Here is a 23,747-nt window from a genome sequence, read left to right as displayed (position 1 = left end):
GGGTAAGGGTTAAAGGTTTTTTCTTGCCCCTTTTGCCCTTAACCGAAAAGTATAGGAATAGACTTTGTTGTTTCTGCAATAATTAGCCTCAACAACGTGCAGAACGGGGAAGGGTAAATTTTTCCTTTTCTGCGGCAAATTTACCACGCACCATTAATTTAGTTTCTTCAATTTCATAGATAAATGCTTCCACATCTTCAACATTCAGCAAGTCGGGACTGAAGTAAATCACGACTTCTTTAATGAGTTGAGGTATCCTATCCAAGATTTTTTGCAAGGGATACATTTGAGTAGTCACTAAATCGTAAAGATGAAGTGTGGTATTTTCTATCTCCATGCAGGCGATCGCATCTAAATCTGGGAAATAATGTAAAGGACGGCTACCTTCGTCAACGCAGAATACAGCCTTTTCGTTGACTACCCCAACTATATTAGAGACAGGTACACGGGTTTCTAGCAGTCTGTGCAACAATGCAATATCTTTGACATCTGCAAAATCCAGTGTTCTCAAGCCGTTGATGCTACCTGTGGAATTACACTTGAGTTTAAAGCTGTGTTCTGGAACAACGCGAAAGCCAAAAGGTAAATAATACTCTGGTTCCAACGTCGTCAATACTAGAGTTTCATAACGTTGGTCGCAATATTCCATTACTTCATTCATGACTTGGCGATAATAGCCTCTTCTGCGAAATCCCTCGCGGGTACATACGCCATGAACTCCGCCAACGGTTACCTTTTCACCCATGATGTACATCGGAATTTCTAAAACTCCGATATGGGTAATGGCGACATCATCATCAAAGAGAATGAAGGGAGTTGAAGCGTCTTCCCATGATGCACCTAGTTCTCGTGCGCGTTCAGCTAGGCTAGTAAGTCCCGGAAAGGTGGCTTCTACTAAGTCAAACAGCTTACTGCTTAAGGTAGGATCGGCAGAGAAGGATTTTTGGAAGCGATCGCAGCTCATAAATAAAATCTGGCTATCAATTCACTTATTCATACTACACATAATACAAAATTGATTCCAGATTTATTTCATGTCAAATAAAACTAAACCAAATTCCTCACCAGTCGTCCGAAAACCAATACTCCGATAAGCGGCTTGTGCTGCTAAGTTAGTTTGCTGTGTAAATAAGATAGCGCGTTCTACACCATGCGATCGCGCTTCTAACAATGAGCCTGCAACTACGCTTCTGGCATAGCCTTTACCTCTGAAAGCCGGCGGTGTCCACACTCCACCGATTTGGACAATATCTGGCAAGCGGGCGTTAAAGGTAGTATAAGCAACAGGTGTATCTTCTACTACTAAAATCCAATGTCTCGCTGTAGCTTGACGCGCTTCTATTGCATGGCGACAAGATAAACTTAAATCAGTATTTCCACTTTGTTTTAATGCTTCCACATTATAGGCAACACACCATTCAGTGAGTAAATCAAATTCTTCTTGGTGTGGCAATCGACACTTTACTTCACCGGATGCTAAGGCAGGGGGAATTTGTAAATCTGATAGTGCTAAGGAAAATAATAATTCACGCTCATCTATATTAGTGGGATGATGAGCCAGCCCTAAAACTTGCTTGGTAACTTCCACTTGTGCAGCCGGGCCAGCAATTCCAGAAATAGTGCGATGAGACTGGGCTACTGCTATTTGCACCACCTCTGGTAAATACACTGGCGCTTGTACCACCACCATGCCATTCCAATAATGGGCGGCGACTGCAACTATATTGTTATCTAACAACGCTGCAATATAAGTTCCCTGAAACCTTTCACCCACATCCACCAACCCCGCCTCTCGCCAATTAGAACGCAAAAACATCGAAGTATCGATATGTTGCAACAGAAAATTCTCTAGCAACATTTCATCACCTGGTTGTAGGGTTCTGATGGTGGGCATGGGTGGGGATGAGGGGGATGAGGGGGATGAGGGGAAAAGGGGAAGGGGACAAGGGGAAATAATTATGCCAATTACCAATTACCAATTCTCCATGCCCCATGCCCCATGCCCCATGCCCCATGCCCATCCCCTAATATCCCGCTATTCCAACCTTTCGCCAAGGGGCGAAGCCGTTGTTAATACCAAATAAGGCGGGTGCTAGGGTGGGATAGTGGCGGCGGAGGACGGATAACAGTCCATTGCTGTCGATCCAGTCTAGACCGAATTGGGTGTAAATTTCGGCGCGGTAGTCTTTGGTGAAGAAGCGATCGCTCTTGAGGCGGCGGGAAGCCATTAAAATAAATACTCGAAAGGCTGTGTCGCTAAAGCCAAAGCCGTCTGGTAAGTCTTCGGCAAACATGCCAACAACTAAATCAACGCTATTGATATCGTTGTTGTAGACTTCCCGTAGTTCTTTCGCCCAGACAGGCTTGCTGGTAATCTCTTCAAAGGATTTGACTCGTCCACGACCGATGATTTCGCGAAATTCGTTATAGCGGGGTACGCCACGTTCGCGATCGCGCAAAATATCAATGGCGGCTAAATCTAAGGTTTCGCCGTTGTCACGAATTAATTTCTGTAAGGCTTTGGGGTAATTGTGTAAGGTAATTGCCCCGGGGTGAGCGATTCCTAAGGAATAAAATAAATCTGGAATGCCGATTTCTTCTACTACTCCCCTAGCGCGTTTACCTGCTACTTCAAAGAAGTCACCTGTGCGCCGCAATTGACCGTTTTTGTGGGAATAGAATTCAAATTCGTCGGGAATTAGGGGATGTAAGCGATATACGCTCACAAATTCTTCGGTAATGTAGTAAGGTGCTGCATGGTGATCCGTTGGCGAACCAATAATTCCACTCAGGGTCTCACCTTCGCCAACACGTCCCCAGAGATTCTTGACGTGTTGACCTAGTAACCCCCACCAGTTAGCACTCATAGCAATTTGCAAGGCGGGATGGGCGAGAATACCGGGAGTCCATTCCACTGTATGAATTTTCGCCATTAATGCCGCGTTAATCAATCGCGCATGGTCGTAGAGGTCGTCATCTCGCCAATCTGGGTATTGTTGTTTGAGGCGATCGCAGATGGTGTTATGCTCTTTGACAAATAGGGTATGCATTAAACTTAAGCCAATCCACCAGTTGTCATTAAAGCCAGTGCGATCAATTCCAATTGCTGGATCTACAGGTAATAGCCCATCATCACCAATAATCAGTTTGCCATCAACATGAGAACGCAATTCATGCACCTGTGTGGCATTATTCCCGTAGATTTGCGAACCATCCCACCAATGAGTCACCTTGTTAATAAAAGTTGGGGGTTCTGCTTTATCTCCTTCTGGGCGGCTTTGATCAACTAAGGTTTCTTTAATCGCCATTGGTCGATGTTCTTGCGGCCAAGTATCATCCTCTGCAAGGGGAATAACTATTTTTTTATCTGGCTGATTGTTTCCATGAGAAAACCAGTCATGGTTTTGAAACTGAATCCAAGCAGCCGCTAAGATATTCAACGATGTCGCTGGGATAAATTCATCTCGCGTCATCAATCTCTGGCTAACAACACGGGGATTAGGATTGAGAATATTTTTCTGATCTACATTAGCTTTTGTCAGGGGAACATTTCGCCCTAAACGAGTCTCCACCATTCCCATTGTTGGATTTTTCAGGTCATTAAAACTACCATCTGGGGTACGCGCTACCAAATGACGGCCATCGGGACTTGCTTGAGGATGAGGAAGTTTATTTGTATCAGGTAATTGAGCAGTATCGTGGAGATTTTCTTGTCTTAATTTGTTGCGAAACCCAACTAGTTTTAACAATGCTAATGGTGTAGGTAGGCGATGCCAAGGAATTCCAAACATTTGACCAATTCCTCTAATATTTTTTGAGACAATGACTCAGTTTTTTCCGCTTATATTACCAGGACTTACGCAAGCAAAATTTGTCATTGCGACCGGAACGTAGTGTAGGGAAGCAATCCCATAGTTTTAGGGGATTACGTCGCTACGCTCGTAATGACGTAATTCCGTGACTTTTGCGTAAGTCCTAATTACTTACACCTAATTTTCGGTAATTGCTGAAGGTGTAAGTATTTTTTTAGATATCGATAATTGAAAAAAGTAATGAGTAATAAGTAGTGAGTAATAAGTAAACTTCCTACTCATTATTCATTACTCATTACTCATGATGTACCTCACTTACTTCAAATGGTGGTGTTTTATGCCATAGGCGAAGGCACCGAAAATCGCTGATAATTTAGTCGTAGGATGAGTTAGTAACGCATCTTATCCAGTACAGGCGGGAGTGCCGTACTTATTTGTTCAATAATCAATGAGACATTTTCTATCTATCAATCTAACTTACAAAATTTATGCGCGATCGCCCACTTGCATTTTTTAGTTCATTAGTATTAATGTTTGTCCAAGCTTATTCATAGTAAGCCTTTGAGAGATTTTCTGTACTTCACAAAATTACAAAACAGTCGAAATCAGCATATAAAAAAATTAAATGATTGCAGCAGTTGTAAACAAATACTAAGTTGCTGATCGCGCTATGTTGGACAATTTATAATACCTATTTAAATGTAATTCAATGCTTCAGAGAAAAATAGTACCCTCAAGGGTACTGTAAGATTAGTTATATTAATTGAGAATAAATAATAGACAAAGTTTTTAGCATTAGTTCGCGCTCATTATTACTCAATAGTTATAAATTTTGAGTAAGCAGGTATCTCACAAGATTTTTGATGCACCGTCTAATTAAATACCAATTATTGCTGTAGTTCCTGTCATAACGCTAGCCATTATGGAAACCTATCCTTCAACGAATGTGCTTGATATCGTGCGGCTTTTAGGAAGTGCGATCGCAAAATTCCTCAGTAGCCCTCATCGCTTCAACTTTCAGGAGGTACTGACTAATTGGCTCAAAGGTGTCACTATTAACTACAAAAGCGAGAACGTAATTCTCAATTTTTTAGTGAAAAAAGTCTTATTAGTATCTGGGCGGGACTTATCAGCACATATCCTCAAAGGGACACCATCTAGCGCAGGTTATCTAGAAGGAACTCTGAAAAAACAGGGGATGTCTTATCTTGCACCTAACGCTTTGACTATCAGCCATGATCAGCAATGGCAACGCCTACGCCCTTATAATGAAAAAGTGCTTTGCACAGGTGCTCAACACCACTATCAACAAGCTTTTTTGCATCAGATACAGCGTGGTTTTGCTCAACCAGTCTCCAGCATTGAGGATATTCGCCAAGGTATGGGGATAGCGATGTTGGGGATTGTATTTGGCGACAATGTTGCGCCTGTAGAGTTAATCGAAGATATTCAGGTTTTATTTAGTTTGGTAGGTAATCCCATCAAAAGGTTGCTGTTTGGGAATCGTGAACAAGTACGACGGGCAAAGTTATATGATTACCTACGACAGCTATGGAAACAAAGTGAATTATCCCATCAACCCTCATTGCTGTCGATGGCGCATCAGATGAAACCAGAAGCGTCAGAAGCGGAGTTATTACAGCAAATTCCCCACTGGATGTTTACCTTCACCGGATCTGGTACAGATTTGTTGGTGCGTTCTTTAGCGTTGATTAGTTCTCGCCCAGAAGTTTTACAGCGAGTGCAATCAGAAATTAACCAGCACAACCTAGCAGAAGCTGCGACAATTAGCCAATTAACCTATCTAGAAGCCTGTGTGTTAGAAACCGGTCGCCTTTATCCTCCGGTAACACTCACATTTCACCTGACACCAACAGGAGATAGTTTTAACAACCATTATATTCCCGAAGGGATGGACATTCTGCACTTTTTTCCGATGATGCAACGACATCTAGAATTTGAGCCGAGTGCAGATTTATTTCAACCAGAACGCTGGCTAGATAAAAATTATGAAGTTGACGCACCTTATTCTAACCTATTTTTGCGAGGTTCCCGTACCTGTCCGGGAAAAGACCTAATTCTGTTTGTATGTAAAAGTGCGATCGCAATTTTAATCGCACAACAGAAAATCACGATCAACAGCACCCTACTCGCTCACGATCCTTTACCACTCTATTTTCCCGGAAAAGATATTCGCTGGCAAAACTATCAATGAGGTAACAAGAATGGCGATTACCACAGCAGACATGATGAAAATGTCGCCTGCTGAATTAGATCAACTTTACCAAAACAGTCCCGTCGGAGAAATACCCAGTGGACAAGGTAGAGGTACAGTTGTTTTTGTCACTGGACTCCCGGAACGTAATTTTTTAGCTGCTTTGGTAAGGTTACTTGCTTGGCAAGGAAAGATATTTTATCGTAATCAAAATTTCTTACTGAATAGCATTACTATTTTAGGTTTGAAGTTAGTAAAAGCCAAAGTTTACCGTGGGGAAAGTTGGTTTAGTCAAGGTGAAGCGATAATTTTAGACTATTCTCAAACCTCATTTATCGCTCAAAAAATTAGAGATGAAATCCGCGAGGTTGCACCTGGGGTTTTTCTAGGTCAAGCTTATTGGAGTAAGACGCGGGTGTTGTGTTTTGCATTGGAATTTTAAATTGCGATCGCTAATTGCAAAAATCAACAATTAACCACCAATAAAAGCGCGTAGAATGCGTTAGCGTCAGCGTAACGCATCTTTCTTCGCCAACAATTTTGATGTGTTACGGCTTTGCCTAACACATCCTACATAAATTTATTAACTAAACAAATAGACTGCGATACATCAACATCAATAACCTTAATTTTTAACAGATTCTCAGCTTCTATTAATTTTATCAACAGCTAAAACCCTTAAATTGTAGGTATAAAGGCATTTGAGGGAGATAAAAGCTATGAAGTTTAAGCATTTAGCTATTGTAGGTATGATGGCGCTAATAACTGTAGGTTGTGCCAACGAAAGCGCCTCTAATAAAACAGATACACCAAAAGCAGCGACGGAAAACGTAGCAAGTTCAGGTGCAGGTTTGGGTGCATTTAAAGCTGGGGAACATCCTACTCAAGGGAAAGTGAAAGTCATTACCGAACAAGGAAAACGCTTTCTCGAGTTTGATGGAGATTTTAAAACTGATCAAGGCCCAGATTTATATGTAATTTTATATCGTACTGATAAACCACCTATATCTGGCATTAAAGAAAAAGATTATTTCAGCATTGCACCATTACAAAAAACTAGCGGTACTCAACGCTATGCTTTACCAGAAACTGTCAAGTTAGGTGAATTTAAATCTGTAGCAGTATGGTGTCGTAAATTCAATGCTACTTTCGGCTATGCACCTTTAGCAAATAGCTAACACTAAATCTTACCCATTACCTTTATATGGAAATAGAAATGTAGTAGCGTGTCTAGACTAAAATATTGCATTATTCAAACTCTTGTGGGATGGGCATCTTGCCCGTCCTGGGCGGACAAGATGTCCACCCCACAAGAAAATTATATTGCCACATTTTAACCTTGTCGCGCCAGTAGGGTGTGTTGTCGCGTAGCGCAACGCACCAAGTTACCATCAAAAATTCTAGGTGCGTTAACGCTGAGAGTACAACACCCTACGAATTACTAAATCTTACCCATTACCCATTACCCATTACCCATTTATTATATGGAAATAGCCGATTTTCTTAGCCTAATACATCCCGCGATCGCAGTAATTTTTGTCTTCCCTCTGATTGGGAATGTGGTAAATTTTGCTTGGCAAACACGCCAACGCAGGTTACAAAGTTTAGGGGGAGGTAAAAGCAAAATTCCCCCGGTAGTTGGTTCAGAACATAAAAAGTTAGGCGAGTGGTTAACTAGTGCAGTTGTTGGCTTAACTTTAATTGGTCTAGCTTATGCAATTGGCAAAGATATCGTCAAACATCAACTTTGGAACACTGCAACTTTTCAATTCATTTTCATTATCTTGATGTTTGTGGCAACGATTATCTCTTTAGTTTTACTCTATCAAGCCAAGCAAAAGTTATGGCGGGGAATATTTGCCACTTTAACTGGTGCGGGGTTAGTGATTCTTGGCTGTCAGGATGGAGTGTATCGCCTGACTAAAGAATGGTACTGGTCACATTATTATATTGGCATTACCGCAGCCTTGCTGATGATTTTTTCTTTAGCAATTGTGCAAGATATTTATCAAGATAGATCCAATCGCTGGCGGCTAGTGCATACAATTTTAAATTGCGTAGCTTTATTATTGTTTATCGGGCAAGGTTTAACAGGTACAAGAGATTTACTGCAAATTCCCCTAAGTTGGCAAGAACCATACATTTATCAGTGTGATTATGTGAATAAGGTTTGTGGAACGATAAAGCCGTAGGGGAATGGAATAATTGGGGAAGGGGGAAAGGGGAAGGGGGAAAGGGGAAAGGGGAAAGGGGGAAGAGAAATATTTATTGTTATACCAATTCCTTATGAACCTTTATATAATTAGATTCCCCCTAACCCCCTTAATAAGAAGGGGAAAGGGGAAAGGGGAAATCGGGAACGGGAATAAATCTTTCAAAGTCACCCTGATTAAGGGGGATTTAGGGGGATCTAAATATGTGCAACATCACATGAAATTGATATTAAAAATGCGGATATGAGTATTATTAAAAGTGCAAAAAACCATCAACATCTTACAAAAATTAGATCCAGGTTCATTACGGTTAAGGTTAACGGCTGGGATTGCAGCATTTTCGGCGGTGGGTTTGGGTAGCCTCTCGGTTTGGACTAGCTTGAAAATGCAAGATATTTTAATAGATAATCATAAACGCCATGTTGAGAAAATTGCCGATCGCCTACCGCGTGATGTGCAACTTTATATTCAAATGATGCCACAAGCCAGTGGTTTAGATAAGTCGATAAATAATTTAATTGATAACGATACTTTTATCTGGATTAAAAACCCAAAAAATCAAATTATTGCCACATCTACTAATTGGAATCAGCTACCAGCACCAACGACATCACAGTTAATGTCTTTAACCGAGATGTCGGTAAAACCAGAAGTTACTCAAGTGCAGCAGCGCTACTATGTTTTATGTGGTGCGGCTTTGCAAGTACAGAATCAACCACTGGGGAAGCTATTTGTAGTTAAGGATATTACCCGCGAACAAACAATGTTTTTGGCGCTGGTGCGGAGTTTAGGGATTGCGAGTCTGTTAATAATTATTGTAATTTCCTTGGCGATCGCAATTTATATTCGGCGTTCTCTCCAACCTCTGCGTCAACTGAGTCAAATGGCGGAGGTAATTTCTGCTGCTGATTTACCAGAGGCGCAGTTATCGCTTCAGCAAGCACCCAGCGAGGTGAAAGAATTAGCCCAAACCTTTAATATGCTATTATCCCGGCTGGCGGAATCTTGGGAACAGGAACGACAGTTTGTCAGCAACGTTTCTCACGAATTACGCACGCCATTAACCATTGTGCATGGTTACTTACAAAGCGTACTCCGGCGACCCAGTAATTTAACACCCACCCAAATTGAAGCTTTAGAAACTGCGGCTGTGGAAGCCGAACATACTATCAGGCTACTGCAAGACTTACTAGATTTAGCCAGGGCTGATAGCGGTCATTTGCATTTTCGCATGAATCCCTGCGTGCTGAATGACTTAGTTGCCGAAGTTGTCGGGATGGCGCAGAAATATAGCGATCGCACTATCATGATCGAAGCACCAAATCATCCCATTGAAGTGAAAGCCGACTATAATCGCCTCAAGCAGGTATTGTTGAACTTAGTTGATAACGCCGTCAAGTATTCCGAAGCTGAGACTCCCGTAATTGTCAGGTTACATCAGCAAGATAAAGCAGCGATCATTCAAGTAGACGATAAAGGTTATGGCATACCCTTGCAACACCAAGCCCGCATCTTCGAGCGATTTTACCGCATAGACGAAGCCCGCACCCGTTCTACAGGCGGTTCTGGTTTAGGCTTATCAATAGTCAAAACCTTAATAGAAGGTATGGGTGGTAGCGTCACCGTGCGATCGCGCTTAGGCAAAGGCAGTATATTTACGATTAGTTTGCCAATTTCGCCAAAATAGTAGGGGGGAGGGGGAAGGCTAAAAGGGGGAAGGGGAAAGGTTTTACAGGTATTTTGCTATTAACGTGAAACCCTCTTGGTTGCAAGGTTTCGCCCTCACCCCCAGCCCCTCTCCCACAGGGAGAAGGGAGCAAGAGATTTAGTCCCCCTTCTCCTGCGGGAGAAGGGGTTAGGGGATGAGGGCGCGTATTTGTACAACGCCCGCCCTATATCGCTTGTAGCTTAAGTTGACACCAATGGGCATCAACAATTTACGCTACCTCACCAAAAACCTTTCAGTGCCGTGCCCAACCACAGCGATAATTTATATTGTGCTATTTTCTGCAACCAAAAGCGCGATACCTGCGGCGATACACCACGCAGCTTTGGCGATGATGATTTAAGATAAGCGATCGCACAATTCATCACATCCAGCAAATGCACAAGCTGTATGCAGTAAAATCATAACTTTTGTAACGAAAAAAACCACCTTGGTCACCAACAAGACGACCTTGGTCACCAACATTGCGACCTTGGTCACCAACATTGCGACCTTGGTCACCAACATTGCGACCTTGGTCACCAACATCACGACCTTGGTCACCAACATTGCGACCTTGGTCACCAACATCACGACCTTGGTCACCAACATTGCGACCTTGGTCACCAACATTGCGACCTTGGTCACCAACACCCAAATTTTGGTAACTCCCCCAGCCAGCAGCTCAAATTATACTAATGCTTGAAACCAGAAAATGCGCCACCCTTTCCCCCTTCCCCTTTCCCCCCTTCCCCCTTCATCTCTCACACACCCCCCTCTCCCCCTTCCCATTCGGGTTATTCTGCAAATAATCCCGCACCCAAGCGCAACCCTTCACCATTAAGTCATCCAAATCCAGATTCCACAACTTCACCGTGTCGTCAGCACTGGCAGAAGCAATGGTTTTGCCGTCGGGGCTGAATGCCACGCCAAAGACCACACGGCTATGACCTTGAAGAGTTTGCAACACCTGCCCCTGGAGATTCCACAACTTCACCGTGTTGTCAGCACTGGCAGAAGCAATGGTTTTGCCGTCGGGGCTGAATGCCACGCCAAAGACCACACTGCTATGACTTTGAAGAGTTTGCAACACCTGCCCCTGGAGATTCCACAACCTCACCGTCTTGTCAGAACTTGCAGAGGCAATAGTTTTGCCGTCGGGGCTGAATGCCACGCTCATTACTCCACCGCTATGACCTTGAAGAGTTTGCAACACCTGCCCCTGGAGATTCCACAACTTCACCGTGTTGTCAGAACTTGCAGAGGCAATGGTTTTGCCGTCGGGGCTGAATGCCACGCTCATTACTCCACCGCTATGACCTTGAAGAGTTTGCAACACCTGCCCCTGGAGATTCCACAACTTCACCGTGTTGTCAGAACTTGCAGAGGCAATGGTTTTGCCGTCGGGGCTGAATACCACGCCCCAGACCCCATCGCTATGACCTTGAAGAGTTTGCAACACCTGCCCCTGGAGATTCCACAACTTCACCGTGTTGTCAGAACTTGCAGAGGCAATGGTTTTGCCGTCGGGGCTGAATGCCACGCCAAAGACCCAATCGCTATGACCTTGAAGAGTTTGCAACACCTGCCCCTGAAGATTCTGCAACTTCACCGTCTTGTCATCACTGGCAGAGGCAATGGTTTTGCCATCGGGGCTGAATGCCACATACCAGACCTCACTGCTATGACTTTGAAGAGTTTGCAACACCTGCCCCTGGAGATTCCACAACTTTACCGTCCCGTCAAGACTGGCAGAGGCAATGGTTTTGCCGTTGGGGCTGAATGCCACGCCAAAGACCCAATCGCTATGACCTTGAAGAGTTTGCAACACCTGCCCCTGAAGATTCCACAACTTCACCGTCTTGTCAGAACTTGCAGAGGCAATGGTTTTGCCGTCGGGGCTGAATACCACGCCCCAGACCCCATCGCTATGACCTTGAAGAGTTTGCAACACCTGCCCCTGGAGATTCCACAACTTCACCGTCTTGTCAGAACTTGCAGAGGCAATGGTTTTGCCGTCGGGGCTGAATACCACGCCCCAGACCCCATCGCTATGACCTTGAAGAGTTTGCAACACCTGCCCCTGGAAATTCCACAACTTCACCGTCTTGTCAGCATTGGCAGAAGCAATGGTTTTGCCGTCGGGGCTGAATGCCACGCTAATTACTCCACCGCTATGACCTTGAAGAGTTTGCAACACCTGCCCCTGGAGATTCCACAACTTCACCGTGTTGTCAGAACTTGCAGAAGCAATGGTTTTGCCGTCGGGGCTAAATGCCACGCCAAAGACCACACTGCGACGACCTTGAAGAGTTTGCAACACCTGCCCCTGGAGATTCCACAACTTTACCGTCCCGTCAAGACTGGCAGAGGCAATTGTTTTGCCGTCGGGGCTGAATGCCACATACCAGACCTCACTGCTATGACCTTTAAAGGTTTGCAACACCTGCCCCTGGAGATTCCACAACTTCACCGTGTTATCATAACTTGCAGAGGCAATGGTTTTGCTGTCGGGGCTGAATGCTACGCCCAAGACCAGACTGCTATGGTCTTCTAGTCGGTTTTGTTCCCTAACTCCATAAACTACCTGTTGGAGAGTAGCTACCGCCAAAACGCGGGTATCTGCTTCAACATTTTTATCTGGTTTTTGCAGTCGCTTACCTAACTTCAAGCCTGCTATTAAAGCCTCAAGCTCTAAATTTGATGCCAGCAGATTTTGTGATTTAAGACTCTCAGCGATAATTTCGGCATTAACACGGCGTTTATCTGCATCTGCTTTGGCAGCGTTTGCTTGCTGTGTTTGCTTTTGGGCAATGTTTCGTTGCTTGTTAGCTTCTTGTAAATTTTCCTCTGCTTGTCTTTTACGCTCATCTGCTACCTGACGCTGTTCGGCTTCGGCATTTTTAGCCGCGTTGGCATTATCAAGAGCAACTTTTAAGTCTGCTCCCCGTTCTTCAGCTAACTTTTGTGCAGCCTTTGCTTCCGCCTCTCCTGTTTCCGCCCTTTCCCGTTGGTCTTGAGCAAGTTTTTTTTGCTTGTCCGCCTCCCGGCGTTGTTGTTCTGCGCTTCGCTGCTGTTGTCGAGCATTATCGGCTTGCAACTTTGCCTCAGTGCCTTTATTTTCTGCTTCTGTGCGGGCATCTTGAGCAATTAACCTTTGCTCATTCACATACACAGCCACTCCCGTCATTAAACCCGAAAATATCAGCAATCCCACCACATAAGGCAGCGCAGGTTTCAGCTGCTCCCACCTATCCCGTAAGTTAAACGGCAAATGTTCATTCAGCCACTTGCGGTCAAATACTTGCCGATAAATTTGATTTCTCACCTTTAAAACATTCTGCTCTCGCCTCACCACCCCCGACAACTTCAGGTGAGACTTAACTATTGACTGTTCCTCATCCACAACCGGACGCTTACCTAACCGAATTTCCCGGTATGTAGTCAAAACCTCTGGGTCAGGCGAGCGTTTAGTCAACATATCCCGCACAAACTGCAAGTTATTATCTTGCTCACTCATCGCACCCAAAAAAGTATTACTCACCACGCGGTTAACAAAGGCTGCGCCAGGGGAAAGGCTTCGCCTGGGGGAAAGGGTAAAAGGTAAAAGGGTAAAAGGGAAAAGGCTTCGCCTGGGGGAAAGGGTAAAAGGTAAAAAGGTAAAAGGGAAAGAAGAAACCCCTTCCCCCTTAACCCTTCCCCCTTCCCCATTCCCCCTTTCCCCTTCCCCCTTCCCCTCCCTCACCAAAGCCGCACACAAGCGCTGCGTTAAATACGGATGTCCCCCTGTCCAATTCAGCACCCATCGCAATAATTGTTGTGCGTCATCAGTTACCTGTTCCAATCCCTCAGCCAGGGGTAAAGCTTCCTCAAAGGTAAAATCAGTCAAATCCACACGCTGACCAATATTAAACGGTGTGCGCTTGGCATCGCGGATTAAATCCCCCGGAGTTGCTACCCCCATCAACACCAAAGAAAGACGCACAAACTCAGCATTAGTCGCACGGGCTACATAGAGATAACGAATCGCCGTATAAAAATCATCAGTAAAATCTAAGCTGAGGGTGGAATCAATTTCATCCACAAAAATCACCACCCGTGCTTCTACCTCAGCCAGTAACACCTCCTGAAAAAACAGCGTCAGCCGTTGCGAAACTCCCAAATATTCATGTTCTTGCCACCAACTCACCACATCAGTCTCAAACTCAAGTTGCTCATCCAGCTTCACCAAAAAGCCAAAATACCATTGTTCGGCTGTCACCTGCGCCCCCAATTCCTGAAGGTCAACAATAACAGCCCGTATCCCCTCCTCTGCCAACGTTTGCGCCGTGCGTACCATCAAACTCGACTTCCCCATTTGGCGCGGAGTGAGGACATAAGCAAAAGTTCCATCCCGGCACAAATTCAACAATTCCTCATCAGCTTGGCGGGGAATATAAATCCCACCACCAGCCTGCACCGTCCCGCCGACTGTGTAAATGGTTGGGTTAGACATAATTATTCCCCCCAGGTCTCAATCTGTCATTGCAAGTCTTAGAGTGTGTTACGCCGTAGGCTAAGGGATTTCCAAGAAATAAATTATTCCATCTTGTGGGGCGGGCATCTTGCCCGCCACATAAACTGGGCGGACAAGATGTCCACCCCACAATAAATACTGGGATATTTTTTGATTTGGAAGTCCCTAACGCACCATCCGAGATTTTCGGTGCGTTACACTTCGTGATAACACACCCTACCAAAGCTGATTTACCCACGCTAGTAGGGTGTGTTACGCCGCAGGCTAACGCACCGCCCGAGATTGTCGGTGCGTTACACTTCGTGATCACGCACCCTACCAAAGCTTCCCCTTTACCCACGCAAGTTCTCCCGGAAATAATCAGCATAAAGTTGACAACGCGGGATTACCGTTCTCCCCTCCCTTCGCACCAACCCCGCACCCCGCAGCCGGAAGAAAACGCGCTCATCATCGCAGGTGTTATGGCGAATTACCTGCAGCATACTTGACACTAATTCCGCTTTACTATGCAGTCGAAACAAATGGTTCCGCAAATGATTACCAAAGGGGCCATTATCTGCGGTAGCTTTGGCAAATAATTCCGCAGTCGTGAAGCGCTGACTGGCGATTAAATACAGCGCCACCCTGACTAAATAAGGATGTCCATTCAGCAACGCCATTAACTGCTGTTCTGCATTAGCATTAAGCGGTGAACCATGACGGTAATTCAAATCAGCAACTTGCGTGGCGGTAAAATCTTCTAAGTCAATTACCTCGCCTACATTAAACGGTGATTGGTTGAGATTATCAATTAATTGGTAGGGTTCGGTGGAAGTCACCAAGGCTAAATCGAGTTGCTTCCAAATCGGTGTAGTAGCGCGGTTATTGTGCCAACTGCGAAGCATTCCAAAGAAATCGGAACGGAATTCAGTATCAAAAGCCCTTTCTACTTCATCCATTGCTAATACTAAGGGCTGACCAAATTCTTTTAACAAATAGCGCCCAATATAGCGGGTGCAACGCTGACTATTACCCAAGGGAGAGTTCCAATATTCAGCAACTTTATCTGCCATTTCTATTTCATCAGTTAGCCAAGTGCAAAATTGCCGAAAGAATAATTCAGCATTGCTTAAAGCTGCTTGATCAAATAATTGAAAATCCAAGAAAGCCACCCGCTTACCTGCATTCATCGCCGCATTACAGGTGCGAATTAACAAGGAACTCTTGCCCATTTGTCGGGGGCCTTTAATGGTGATTGTCACACCTTGACGCTGAATCGCATTCAAAGCCAGAACATCACAAGCGCGTTCCACATAAAAGCGAGACTCGCCATCCATTGTTCCTTCTGGCATTTCCAGCGATATCGGCTGTGCGGAAGGAAAAGGCTGAGGTAAAGCTGAGGCTTCCCGTGGCTGCAGCAAACTGGCTTGATTCGCTTCCCCAATTGTTAATTCACCCCCAGAAATCGCCTGCAGCAATTCTGCAATTAGGCGGGGTGTATCTTCCCCATCTCGCCAAACAGCCCAGTTAATCCCATTGAGATAAACACTCAAAGGATACTGAAACGGCTCTCGATATGCCAACCGCACCGGGAGAATCATCGGCTTTCCGCCTTGTTCCTTAGCCAGGCGACTGGCGGTAGCAATTTCCGCCTCCACCATCTCACTGTGGACAGAATGCTCAGAAAGGAAAACAATTAAAAAATCAGCTTGGCGAAGTTCCGCTTCAATACGTTCCGCCCAGCGTGTGCCTACGGTGATAATTTGGTCAATGAAAACTGTGTGATGTTGAGCCAGCGCTTGCTGGACTTGCAATGCAATCGGCTCATCGGGGGTGACATGGCGTTTGTAGCTGATGAAGATGCGTTTGGGGGGGAAGGGGGAATGGGTAAAGGGGAAGGGGGAAGGGGGAAGGGGGAAGGGGAGGGAATTACAGATGGGGTTGGGGGGAGGTTGCGGCTTTTGAGGACTGGGGTGGCAGATTCGGGGATGTTTTCTAAATCAATGGCGATGCGCCCAAATTCGTATGCATCTTCGTAGGTTCTACCTGCGCCAAGGGCATCATAAAACCCGACTGCAAATTTAATTGCGGCGCGATCGCCTACTGCTTTATTCATTCCTACTACATAATTAATATGTTGGAATATCGCCTCAGCTTGCGCTTCGCTATAACAGGCGTTTAACAGCACACACTCTATCTTGTCTTGAAATAACCTAAACAGTCTGCCCAGTGACTCTGTACTTACCAGTTGCAACTGTCCGTGATCATCTTCCAAAACTAAACCTTGCTCACCTTCCCCATGTCCAGAGAAATGCACAATCTCTGGTTGATGATCCAAAAGCGCACGTCGCAAATCTGCCGGACGCACAGCCCATTTAGTAATTATCTCAAACTGTTCACGAATTTTCGCACGTTCCAACCCCGCCTGAATTTCCCGCACTTCTTCATCCAAGCGCAACTTCACCGTATTCTTGGGATTTGCCGATAAAACCAGGATTTTTTTCACACTATCATCAATTATTGCACCAGGCGTTGTCTCTAGATGCAGTTTACTACAGCAGAGTTACGGAGAATTACGGGCAGTGTAAAGAAATTTGGGGAAAGGGGGAAGGGTGAAGGGGGAAAGGGTAGTGGCGTGACCAGGCTAAAATGTTGCAATAATTTTTCTTGTGGGGTGGACATCTTGTCCGCCCCGGACGGGTGAGACACCCATCCCACAAGAGTTTTTTTCATGCACTATTTTAGTCTAGACACGCCAGTAGTGGACTGACACAGCTAATTTAGTGCAATAGCAAAAATTCATTTTATCGGCGTATATCGGCGGTTAATTTCATCAAATCTAATGCCTCATTTTAGCCGTAACGCACCATCCATGCTTAAGCAAAAGCTGCTGCCCAGATCCCCGACTTTTTGAAAAAGTCGGGGATCTAAATCTCGCTCAAGTAAGTGACATTCCACTCTACAATAAGTTGATTTTTACTTTATAAATAAGCTCTAAGAATTACGAATTACGAATTACGAACTACGAATTATTATTCCCCAAATATTTACTTTTCAACTCTTCCAACTCATCATCTATAATGCTTTTATTAGTAGGCTGAGGAGTTTGAGGTTGGGGTTGACTTTGCTGCTTTGGCGGTTTATTTCCACCTAAAAATAGAGTCTTCATTTCCTCTAATTCCAGGTCAATTTGGCTTTGCGATTTGGGAGATACAGCAGGTTTGGGGTTAGATGGTGCAACGTTAACAGGCTTTATTGATGTTGCTGGTGTAGCAACTATCGGCACATTTTTATTCAGGTCAATTAAAACTTCATCTGCTGTTTGATAACGCCGCCTCGGGATACTTTCTAACATTTTGTTGAGAATGTTAGTTAACTCTTGACTTACAGGATTTGTTAAATACTGCTGCCAAATCCAACTATCATTATTAATATCATAGGAATCAAAGGGCGATCGCTCGGTAAGTAAGCGAATACAAGTAGCACCCAAGCTGTAGATATCGCTAGCGAAAATCGCTCGTCCTCGGATTTGTTCTGGTGCAACATACTCGGGACTACCGATACTTGTACCAGTGCGGTTGAGAGAAGTGCTAGTGGCAGATTTAGAAGCGCCGAAATCTACTAAAACTAGTTTGCGATCGCTTGCCCGTAAAATAATATTTTCGGGTTTAATATCACGGTGAATGACGTGCCTAGCATGGCAAAATTGCAGTACTGGCAATAAATCATTGAGCAACTGCCGAATTTGCTCTTCGTTAAAAGCCCCTTGTTCTACTGATTCCTGAGCTAAATTTTTCCCATCAATAAATTCTTGGACAAGATACTGCCTATCATCTTGGGTAAAATATGCCAGTAATGCCGGAATTTGGGGATGTTGCCCTAATTCATCTAACTGTACAGCTTCTTGGTTAAATAACTCCACAGCCTTTTGCACAGTATTTGTGCCTTGGGCTTGGGGGTAAAATTGCTTAATTACACAGCGTGGTTTTGAGGGTTTATCTTCATCCACCGCTAAAAAAGTACGCCCAAAACCCCCTTGTCCTATGGGTTTAATTGCACGGTAGCGTTCTTTAAGCAGTAGCTTATAACCACAACTTAGACAAAACTTCACATCATCAGAATTTTCCGGTTTGGGACAACGGGGGTTAAGGCAGTAGCTCATAGTGGCGCTAAAAATCGCTCTTATTGTATTTATTTTGCCCTGCGATCGCCACAAGGGTATTCAGATTCGCCAATTATCTAGCTTCAGACTGTAACCCAGTGCTTGAATGCGCTGATAGTGCGCTAAATTACCAGTGACTAATATCAAATTTTGCTGTATCGCAATAGCTGCAATCATGCTATCAGCAAGTCCTATCGGTTGTCCTATGCGTTCCAAATCTGCATAAATACGCCCAGCTAATTCAGCATCCCTCAGTTGCAGTGTTAACACCTCTGCTACGGCAATTTGAGCAAAAAACTGCTGAATTCTATCTTCTCTTTGCAACCGATGCCAGCCTTTGACAATTTCTAAGACTGTGATAGTGCAGATAGTGTAGCGACCAAAAACTGCTAAATAACTAATAGCTCTTGATACTACACGCTGATCTCTACGCTTGAGACTCTCGGAAAGAATGTCTGTGTCAAGTAATACCTTTTCCAAAGCGTTGATTTAATGGGTGTGCTGCCCGATCCTTCATTACCTCTTCTAGCATCTCATCTACTGACTCAGGATCATCAGCAAATAGTCCCAATAATGGATACTTTTCTGGTTCTGCTTTTGGTAATTGATCAATTGCGTATGCAATTAACTCTGACAAGTCACAATGGCGTGATTTTGCCAAAGCTTGCGCTTTCTCCAGGGTTTTCTCGTCGAGTTGCAATTCTATGTTTTTCACGCCGCCTCATCTAAAAGCTGATGTGACAAGGCAATTCTAGCATTTTTGATATCTTGATGAGCCTTGAGGAAATGCGATCGCAATGTAAGTAGTTAAACAAAATTAATTACAAAATGTCATTGCGAATGGAGCGGAGCGGAATGAAGCAATCGCAAGGGTTGAGATTGCTTCTCTTCGAGACGCTGCGCGTTAAGCGAAGCTATGCCGAAGGCTTTACGCTGCGCTCGCAATGACTGTAATTAATTTTGCGTGGTTACTTACCATCAGGAAAAAGTGTCCCTGTTTTGTGAAATGATCTAAACAGAAATCAAAATTTTCTCAGTATTTTCTGGGTTGTCTTCTTACCACTTAAGTGGATTTTTTACAAGAAGATTCCAGTTATTATGCTGATAAATTCTGCTAAATTGGGCACCAATAACAATTAGCTGCGTCAATAATTTTAGTTAAATTGCTGAGTCTGTTTCTGTGGCTCTTACGCCAAGTTTGTCCAGCACAGGGAATGCCTAACTACCATTGAACCAATTTTCTAGTAAGCATAAATGCTTGTAGACTATATGGCGAGTAGATTACTAAAAAAAAGCCTGCTATGGCGCGTATGTGTAGCTAACGCATCAATAAAACCGATGAAATCAATTTTGAAATCAATGTTTGCTGTTCAAAGTTGGCGACAAAGACGCGCGGCGACTTTTGCCCAAAGATTACGCAAGTATCTTTACTTGATAGTTGCCTTAATATCTTGCCTGACGGTATTCGTTGTCGATAATTTTACCCCTGCGATCGCTCAGGTTTCGCAGTTACCCCGTGAGGAAATTCGCGGAGTGTGGATGACGAACAACGATATGGACATCCTCAAGGAACGCCCCAAGGTGCTGGAAGCTGTGAGCCAACTGCGGCGGCTCAACTTTAACACTATCTATCCTGTCATCTGGAATTCTGGCTATGTCATGTATCCCAGCGCTGTAGCCAAGCGTACAGGTATCCAACCCTTTGTTTTACGAGGCTCAGATGGACATGATATCTTAGCAGACTTAATTAACCAAGCCCATCGTCAAGGCCTGTTGGTAATTCCCTGGTTTGAGTTTGGGTTTATGGCTCCACCAACATCAGAATTAGTTATGGAGCATCCCAATTGGTTCACACGCAAGCGAGACGGAAGTCAAACTTCCATTAGTGCGGCTGGTGAAGTGATGTGGCTCAATCCCTTCCATCCAGAAGTACAACAATTTATTACTAGCCTAGTGCTGGAAAACGTCACCCAATATGATGTTGATGGCATTCAGTTTGACGATCACATGAGTTTGCCCCACGAATTTGGCTATGATCCATATACAGTGGCGTTGTACACTCAAGAAACTAAGAAAAGCCCTCCTCGTAATGCTGAAGATCAAGATTGGGTACGTTGGCGCGCAGATAAAATTACAAGCTTCATGGTGAAACTTAACCAAGCTGTCAAAGCGCAAAAGCCCCGCTCGATTTTCTCTGTATCGCCGAATTACTACGACTTTGCATATAAATTTCAACTCCAAGACTGGCTCAATTGGATTAAGTTGAATATTGTCGATGAGCTAATTGTGCAAATTTATCGCCCCAATCTTCAAAGCTTTGTTACTAATATTTCCCGCGCTGAAATCCAACAAGCACAAAAAGTAATTCCTACTGGTGTGGGGGTTATGGCAGGATTACGAAATAACCCAGTTCCCATACAGCAAATTAAGGCTCAAGTCCGAGCAGCTCAAGAACGTGGCTTAGGTGTCGCCTTCTTTTATTATGAGAGCCTTTGGGAATATGCCCCAGAAACAGCCGCAGAAAGAAAGGCAGGATTCCAAGCCCTCTTCCGCGCTCCGGCTTTGCGTGCCAGGATTGAGTAGTGGAGGAAGGGATGAGGGGGATGAGGGGGATGAGGGAGATGAGGGGGATGAGGGAGATGAGGGAGATGAGGGGGATGAGGGAGATGAGGGGGATGAGGGAGATGAGGGGGGATGAGGGGGATGAGGGGGATGAGGGGGGATGAGGGAAATGAGGGAGAGGAGGGGGATGAGGGAGACAAATAATTAAAAATTACGTCTTCAATCCCGTTCCCTATCTTCTATTTTCCTTCATCCCTGTTCCCAGTTCCCTGTTCCCTGTTCCCTCTTTTAGCCTAATTTTGCCTTGGGAATCAAACTGACATCCCAGGTATACAATCCGACGGTGTCAGGGACTCTGGCGAACCTTCCTGTACGATAGCCTCGTGATAATTCATTGAGAACCTTACTTTTAACCTCTCTCAAGTCTTCAGCATCTATTTCTCCATAAAGTCCATTGATGACTTCCGCAACTGTCATAATTTTCCCGGCGTTTTCCTCTAACAAAGAGGTAAGAGCATCAATTAAAAATTGACCCTCATATTGTGTGAGCATGGGTACGACTTTGTTTTTGGGAAGTATCAGCGGTTTCTTCTTTTTCGATGTGAGAGTTTTAGTAGAATTACCATTTCTACTTGAGCTGAGTAGACTTAAATCTAAGGTATAACAACCAGGTTCGTCAGGAATTGCCACCCAACTACTACCTTTACCTTGTGTCAACGAGGATTGAACTCTACCTTTCACTACTTTGAAGACTGTAGGCTCTAACTCTCCATATAGCGATCGCACAATGAAATCAATATGGCACACTGTACCGCGATGTTTTTGCAAGAGCTTTCTAATAGCTTCAATCCGATTCACTGAGTTTTGATACTCCGGTAGCATCGGATAGTCTTGTACCTTGGATGTTTGCTCTTTAGGCTCAGGCGGAGGAGCTATTTCTGGTTGTGGACTAGGAGATTGATACTCGTTGGTATCGGTAGTAGTGGCTGACGAATTATCTACCTCTAAATTGTCTGAATCTAGAAGTTCCGAAGCAGTAGACTCTTCTAAATTGTGATCAGACTCAGAAATATCATTGGGTGAAAATTTCTGTGCAGGAGGAAGAGAGGGAGTAACATCAGCCGATTCTAACTTGGCAATGTGGTTTTCTTGTGATGGTGACCAGGTAGATAACAAAGCTTCTACATGATCGAGATGCGATCGCGCCTGTGTATATAAGCGTTCGTACTCTTCTACCATCCCCGCATAGTAGTCTCTTAATTCCAACAGAGGCGTGAGGAAAGTTTCAGGAGGTGGTTCCAATTGTCCCTTAAAAGTCATAAAACCTTAATCAATCCAAATCAGTGTTGCTTTTGTAAGTCATTGGTCTTGGTTTAGCTTTTGCAGCTGGCTTGAGCTGCTGTCTCTTCGGTGGTTGAGGAGGGCGACAGCGTTCGCAATATAAAGGCCTAGGGCCATAAGTCTCGCGGTTTGTCGTCTCATTACACTGCTTACAAATAAAGTTAAAAACACGAGTGTGAATTTCTCTTTGATGCGCTCTAACAGTGTATTCTCTAACGCTGATTAACTTACTTGCCATAATAACGAGTGGTAATTTCCGTTCTAATCAATATAGCTATTCAAGCAAATCAAATAACATCAGTATGTATCCAGTTGCCAGTTTTAGCTATTTTTTTGCTGACTCTATAGGTTGTGTGATAGCAGCAATCTCATTGAGTATGAAGAAAAATTTCCTACTATTCTTTCTGAGTTTGTCTAAAAAGTCTTAGTTGATACACTCAGCCTTTAGACATCCTCTTCACTCACCCTCAACAAGGAAGAGTTTGAGCTGGAAATTTACCCTCTTTTATAAGTTAGCCTGGAGGTGAGCCATAACCAAATATCTGCACTTGTATGCTAAATACTCTCTGGCGGATGCTGGTTTTCAACTGATTCATGTCCTATAGGTCTTTTGTACTGGATGAAGAATTGACTGATTAAACGTTATTTTTTCATAGCAACCTCCCATGATGCTAGCTCAATTCATCATCAATTATGTATTACTAGCTATAGACAATAGATGATTTAGCTTAGTGTACAAAAAGCCTATCCTTCAACCCATCCCTTTTTAGGGGGAATGGTTCAAGGGAAAAGGTAAAGGAGAAAAGTTCAAACATCATTAGTTATTTCCTCTATGTCCTTGTGCTGAATATTTATCTGACTACCTCCTATGACTTGGGATAGATATAGGCATAGAGAGCGTATCTGCTATAGTCCAATATCCGAGAAAAAAGTGAAAATTACAATTCCCTGATGCGAGCGATCGCACTTTTAAGAATTGTACATTTGGCAATGCCTATCTTTTATTGTTGAAATTGGCACAGATACCGGGAATTGAATTGCACAAAGACCAGAAGCTTCTACAGCACTTAGCACTTACAAGTCAGATATTCACGCCAAGTTTTGCCACAAACCTTGCCATGAAAATTAGTCTTTCCTATGCCCTATACCCTTTTTCAAGTTAGAAATTGAACAGGGTTAAAATCAGATTGGTAATGCTTTTGTGAAGTAGGATTGTAATTACTGCTACAGTTAAGTTAATAA

At 44.1% G+C, this 23,747-nt stretch carries 18 protein-coding genes and 1 pseudogene; 7 read left to right on the top strand and 12 right to left on the bottom strand.

Annotation, left to right across the window (positions count from 1 at the left end; genetic code table 11):
• Positions 1–88: 88 nt before the first annotated feature.
• The 3 genes from HG267_RS17880 to HG267_RS17870 form a co-directional block, all read right to left on the bottom strand.
• The gene (locus tag HG267_RS17880) at positions 89–964 is read right to left on the bottom strand and encodes a GNAT family N-acetyltransferase (protein WP_081583959.1); all 876 of its coding nucleotides are present in this window, start codon (positions 962–964) and stop codon (positions 89–91) included.
• A gap of 63 nt (positions 965–1,027) precedes the next feature.
• Positions 1,028–1,894 carry a GNAT family N-acetyltransferase gene (locus tag HG267_RS17875; protein ID WP_045869414.1) on the bottom strand — a complete coding sequence of 289 codons (867 nt, stop codon included), beginning with the start codon at positions 1,892–1,894 and terminating at the stop codon, positions 1,028–1,030.
• A gap of 130 nt (positions 1,895–2,024) precedes the next feature.
• On the bottom strand, positions 2,025–3,791 hold the full coding sequence (locus tag HG267_RS17870) for a peroxidase family protein (RefSeq protein ID WP_045869415.1): 1,767 nt from the start codon (positions 3,789–3,791) through the stop codon (positions 2,025–2,027).
• Positions 3,792–4,734: 943 nt separating this feature from the next.
• Here HG267_RS17870 and HG267_RS17865 point away from each other — a divergent pair.
• The 5 genes from HG267_RS17865 (at position 4,735) to HG267_RS17845 (ending at position 9,927) form a co-directional block, all read left to right on the top strand.
• On the top strand, positions 4,735–6,027 hold the full coding sequence (locus tag HG267_RS17865; protein ID WP_045869416.1) for a cytochrome P450: 1,293 nt from the start codon (positions 4,735–4,737) through the stop codon (positions 6,025–6,027).
• Positions 6,028–6,037: 10 nt separating this feature from the next.
• Positions 6,038–6,469, top strand: coding sequence for a hypothetical protein (locus tag HG267_RS17860; protein ID WP_045869417.1), 432 nt, complete (start codon positions 6,038–6,040; stop codon positions 6,467–6,469).
• Between the two features lie 277 nt (positions 6,470–6,746).
• The gene (locus tag HG267_RS17855) at positions 6,747–7,205 is read left to right on the top strand and encodes a DM13 domain-containing protein (RefSeq protein ID WP_045869418.1); all 459 of its coding nucleotides are present in this window, start codon (positions 6,747–6,749) and stop codon (positions 7,203–7,205) included.
• A 306-nt stretch (positions 7,206–7,511) separates the two neighbouring features.
• On the top strand, positions 7,512–8,219 hold the full coding sequence (locus HG267_RS17850; protein WP_045869419.1) for a DUF4079 domain-containing protein: 708 nt from the start codon (positions 7,512–7,514) through the stop codon (positions 8,217–8,219).
• 280 nt (positions 8,220–8,499) lie between these two features.
• Positions 8,500–9,927 carry a sensor histidine kinase gene (locus HG267_RS17845; RefSeq protein ID WP_194007981.1) on the top strand — a complete coding sequence of 476 codons (1,428 nt, stop codon included), beginning with the start codon at positions 8,500–8,502 and terminating at the stop codon, positions 9,925–9,927.
• A 260-nt stretch (positions 9,928–10,187) separates the two neighbouring features.
• Here the strand turns inward: HG267_RS17845 and HG267_RS17840 are convergent, their stop codons facing one another.
• The 7 genes and pseudogenes from HG267_RS17840 to HG267_RS17810 all read right to left on the bottom strand — a co-directional run bounded on the left by HG267_RS17840 (position 10,188) and on the right by HG267_RS17810 (position 19,317).
• Entirely contained in the window at positions 10,188–10,349 is a 162-nt protein-coding gene (locus HG267_RS17840; protein WP_155539121.1) for a hypothetical protein, read from the bottom strand.
• The gene (locus HG267_RS17835) at positions 10,331–10,603 is read right to left on the bottom strand and encodes a hypothetical protein (RefSeq protein ID WP_045869422.1); all 273 of its coding nucleotides are present in this window, start codon (positions 10,601–10,603) and stop codon (positions 10,331–10,333) included. The genes HG267_RS17840 and HG267_RS17835 overlap by 19 nt, the downstream gene beginning before the upstream one ends.
• Before the next feature lie 99 nt (positions 10,604–10,702).
• The gene (locus HG267_RS17830; protein ID WP_263420073.1) at positions 10,703–14,440 is read right to left on the bottom strand and encodes an AAA-like domain-containing protein; all 3,738 of its coding nucleotides are present in this window, start codon (positions 14,438–14,440) and stop codon (positions 10,703–10,705) included.
• Between the two features lie 353 nt (positions 14,441–14,793).
• Positions 14,794–16,946: pseudogene (locus HG267_RS17825) on the bottom strand (AAA-like domain-containing protein).
• A 516-nt stretch (positions 16,947–17,462) separates the two neighbouring features.
• Positions 17,463–18,602 carry a serine/threonine-protein kinase gene (locus HG267_RS17820; RefSeq protein WP_045869425.1) on the bottom strand — a complete coding sequence of 380 codons (1,140 nt, stop codon included), beginning with the start codon at positions 18,600–18,602 and terminating at the stop codon, positions 17,463–17,465.
• A 60-nt stretch (positions 18,603–18,662) separates the two neighbouring features.
• A complete protein-coding gene (locus HG267_RS17815) occupies positions 18,663–19,082 on the bottom strand; it encodes a PIN domain-containing protein (RefSeq protein WP_045869426.1) in 420 nt (139 codons plus the stop codon).
• Positions 19,063–19,317 (bottom strand): hypothetical protein, encoded by a 255-nt coding sequence (locus HG267_RS17810; protein ID WP_045869427.1) that lies wholly within the window; start codon positions 19,315–19,317, stop codon positions 19,063–19,065. Before HG267_RS17810 ends, HG267_RS17815 begins: the two co-directional genes overlap by 20 nt.
• Positions 19,318–19,871: 554 nt before the next feature.
• Here HG267_RS17810 and HG267_RS17805 point away from each other — a divergent pair.
• Together HG267_RS17805 and HG267_RS17800 are read left to right on the top strand one after the other, a co-directional pair.
• Complete coding sequence (locus tag HG267_RS17805) at positions 19,872–21,185, top strand: glycoside hydrolase family 10 protein (protein ID WP_045869428.1); 1,314 nt, start codon at positions 19,872–19,874, stop codon at positions 21,183–21,185.
• Positions 21,169–21,300, top strand: a complete 132-nt coding sequence (locus tag HG267_RS17800) for a hypothetical protein (protein ID WP_263420072.1) — start codon at positions 21,169–21,171, stop codon at positions 21,298–21,300. Before HG267_RS17805 ends, HG267_RS17800 begins: the two co-directional genes overlap by 17 nt.
• A 152-nt stretch (positions 21,301–21,452) precedes the next feature.
• On the opposite strand, the gene HG267_RS17795 is transcribed toward HG267_RS17800, so the two are convergent.
• Positions 21,453–22,484 carry a hypothetical protein gene (locus HG267_RS17795; protein WP_045869429.1) on the bottom strand — a complete coding sequence of 344 codons (1,032 nt, stop codon included), beginning with the start codon at positions 22,482–22,484 and terminating at the stop codon, positions 21,453–21,455.
• 10 nt (positions 22,485–22,494) lie between these two features.
• Entirely contained in the window at positions 22,495–22,743 is a 249-nt protein-coding gene (locus tag HG267_RS17790) for a hypothetical protein (RefSeq protein WP_045869430.1), read from the bottom strand.
• Positions 22,744–23,747 lie beyond the last annotated feature (1,004 nt).

The organism is Tolypothrix sp. PCC 7601, from assembly GCF_025677855.1.
Classification (GTDB): domain Bacteria; phylum Cyanobacteriota; class Cyanobacteriia; order Cyanobacteriales; family Nostocaceae; genus Aulosira; species Aulosira diplosiphon.
The sequence above is the reverse complement of the archived record's forward strand: the minus strand, read 5'-3'. Positions and strand labels throughout refer to the sequence as shown.